Raw genomic sequence first — 3,169 nt, 5'->3', positions numbered from 1 at the left:
AAAAAGCTATTTTCTATATATGGTGACCGGGCTTGTCCAACAAACGGTTCAGATTGTGGTTCGCTGCGCTCACACAATCTAACCTTATTCGTTATGCATTCACACCTCAACCAATTTATGATCAACGGCATAAAATTTCCCCTTTTCTTTCAAGAAAAGGGATTTAGTAGAAGCTTGAGTGACGTAACCTTTTTCTACAGCTTCTCTGATAATCATATCTAACATTACTCTTGATTTACCGATTTTCCCTATCAAGTCTTTGTACTGAACGTAATCATGGCCAGACTCAAAATAATGAATAACAATAGCCATTAACTCATAAACTGCGTCATTTGTTTTTTCTTGCTTGCCGTCAGTTATTGGTTCAAAAGGGTTGTTTGCAACTTCTGGTTTTTTATAAAGGGGGGCGTTATGAATTGTTCGGACCAATTCATCGTAGCTAAATTCAAACTCATCGTCTCTAGAAAAATTGACATATAATTTTGTCTTTAAAAATGTAGGTACATCTGCCGTGCCCTCCTGTCGAATTATTGGTATTATTTTATTGGAATCTATTTTTGTTAACAGGTCAGATGTAATTATCATTTTTTCATAACCAACTCCGCCAACTCCTGAATTAGCTTTAGAGACGTATTTTTCCGTGCAAATCATAATAACATAATCTGACGAAACTAGATTCTGTTCCATAAAGTGTGGAAGATCATCACCGGGCTTTAGATCCCATTGATCAAGGGCTGCGTCAATGCCCGTATTTCTAAGGCGAGTTGCGAGATCTAAAACCCATTTCTTGTGTTCTTGTGTGTCATGAGAATAAGAAATAAATACTGATGGTATAGTCATTTGCTCTAATCCTTTTGTATTGCATAACGCTTGGGTAACGGGCAGCAAGGGTTTCCAATAAAGTTCATTGGAAGCATATCATTTAAAAGTTTTTCAATCTTTAAAAAGAAGGAGACCCTTGCTGTCCGGTTCACCCGCCTGTTAGCTTGATGTTAATTGTATATCTTGAAAAATATACTGCTTAATCCTTTTTCTAAGAAAGGTCCTATAAATAAAAAGGAAAACTTTGTATTAAAAAGTCCAACAACTTGTAAAGCACCCAAGCCAAGAGAAATGTATTTTATCGTTTTGGAATATTCAGATTCTATGACCCACTGAGGCGGAGTAACCTGAGAAACGTAAAAGATATATCCAAAAAATAAGCCCAAAACTATCGTAAGCATACTGCCAACAAATCGTGCATGCCTTTGAGATTTTTTAATAATTATGGCGTCTTGCTCTGATTTTATTTGTTCTATTGCTTTGCGTACCGCTTCTTTTTTTTGCTGATCAAATAGCTTTTGTAGTTCTTTAATCTCTTTTTCTTTCTCTTTTTCAAGACTACAAAATTGTGACTCTTTTTCTTTTTTTAGTTGATCAATTTCATTTTGTTTTTCAGCTGAAACTTGATCAACTTTATTTTCATATTTTTTTTCTCTTTCTTGCTTCAACTCTTCAGCTCGCTTCAAGAGATATGAAGTATCAATTTCTTCTAAAAAAACGTCACTTCCGAGTGATAAATCATCTGCAACTTTTTTAAGCTCCAATAAATATAAACTTTCTTTAGTGTCTGGATCTAAAACCTCTGGATTGTGGCGTTCTATCGTTTTCCAAAATTGTTTTACCCATTTGTCATCAGGCAATGAAGCCTCAAAACAATTGATTAGTAACTCATTTGATATATCAACTTTTGGTGTCCCATTGCTGGAGGACAACCATGACAGTCTTGTTAGGAGGCTTAGGTTGATTACTGGTGGAGTGTGATCGTGATTGTATCCACAATGCTTTTGACAGTAAAACTTCGAATATTTGGCGTAATTTGAATTGTGAGTTACAAATATGTAACCACATTTTGGAAGATCTCTATGTTTACAATCTTTTCTGAGGAATAATACTTTTTCGACTGAATCTGCATCTATTTGTGCTGCGGCAGAATAATGTTTGTAATGTATGTTTTCAGTTAGGTAATTTTTTAATGAAATTGGATCAATTTGACCTGATATATCTGATAAACGTGGTGGTAATGTAATTTCTTTTATATTGTAACTTTCTAATTTTTTCTCAATACTTCCGATAAGTAAGTTAAGCTCACCTAAAGTAATATCACCATCTTGAAAAGCTTTCGATGTTTCAGAATGAAGTGGTTGATCGTAAGAAACTTTAGAGATGATTGATTGAATATTATTCAGAACTTCTGATAAGTTATGATCAAAATATAAAGTCTTACAACCAATGTTCTGTAATAAATTATGCATTTGTAATGTAGCTTCACGCATGAAGCTACCGGAAGTGCCTAAGATTCTCATGAGTACAGTAGAATCGTATATGACATTTAGATTAGACCAATTTTTGGGAGCACTAAATTTTTGAATTGATAGTACTGTATCAACAATTGCATATGCAGAGTAAATCCTAACTATTATATTGAAAAGTTGTGGATCGGATGTTTTGGTTTTAAATATAAATCTTGAAATTATTCTGTCATCAAGTTCTTTCGTGTTAGTTACTTTTTTTCCTTTGACCATGGCAGATGTTTTTGAATCTTGATCTTGTTCAAAAAATCTTAGAAGTGCTTTTTGCCAATTTTTACTGTCAAGAGGTTTAGCGATTTTAAGTTCAATCCTTTTACAATATCTTTTAATGCTTTCTTCAATAAGATCAAAATGACTTTGATTTAATTGAATGTCAGCATCAGTTAATTCAACTTCCTGACAAACGTGACAACCGAAATCTTTTACATACTCAAGAGATCCAATTTGCTCTAATCTCGGAATTAATGATTCAGCTAAATATATGGGAACATCTAACGAATAGTGACGTCTTATATATTTTACTACTTCTTTTATAGAAAGTTGTTTACCCTTGTATTTGCTTATGGATGCTTGAAAAAATGGTATTAGATAGTCAGTAGGGCGATTTAGTTTTTTTGTCAATTGAGCTTCAACAATTGCAAAAACTCTTAAATTCGAATCCGTAAATCGTCTCATTAATTTTCCTTGCATCAATTCTTCTTTCGAACCTATATCAGATTATAAGCTAACGCTTGGGTAACGGGCAGCAAGGGTTTCCAAAACAGTTAATTGAAAACACATCATTCAAAAGTTTTTTCAACCTTTAAAAAGAAGGAGAC

Annotated in this window: 2 protein-coding genes; both read right to left on the bottom strand. The window is 33.4% G+C overall.

The genetic code is table 11. The annotated features are described in order from the left end of the window. Positions 1-99: 99 nt before the first annotated feature. On the bottom strand, positions 100-840 hold the full coding sequence (locus BLT94_RS21605; RefSeq protein WP_092238826.1) for a toll/interleukin-1 receptor domain-containing protein: 741 nt from the start codon (positions 838-840) through the stop codon (positions 100-102). A gap of 152 nt (positions 841-992) precedes the next feature. Further along, complete coding sequence (locus BLT94_RS22460) at positions 993-3,026, bottom strand: hypothetical protein (protein ID WP_092238823.1); 2,034 nt, start codon at positions 3,024-3,026, stop codon at positions 993-995. Positions 3,027-3,169: the final 143 nt, after the last annotated feature.

It is taken from the genome of Desulfobacula phenolica, from assembly GCF_900105645.1.
Lineage (GTDB): Bacteria > Desulfobacterota > Desulfobacteria > Desulfobacterales > Desulfobacteraceae > Desulfobacula > Desulfobacula toluolica.
The sequence above is the reverse complement of the archived record's forward strand: the minus strand, read 5'-3'. Positions and strand labels throughout refer to the sequence as shown.

Coding starts and splice junctions, on each gene's coding strand:
- BLT94_RS21605 (WP_092238826.1), bottom strand. CDS start 840: ATGACTATACCATCAGTATTTATTTCTTATTCTCATGACACACAAGAA.
- BLT94_RS22460 (WP_092238823.1), bottom strand. CDS start 3,026: ATGAGACGATTTACGGATTCGAATTTAAGAGTTTTTGCAATTGTTGAA.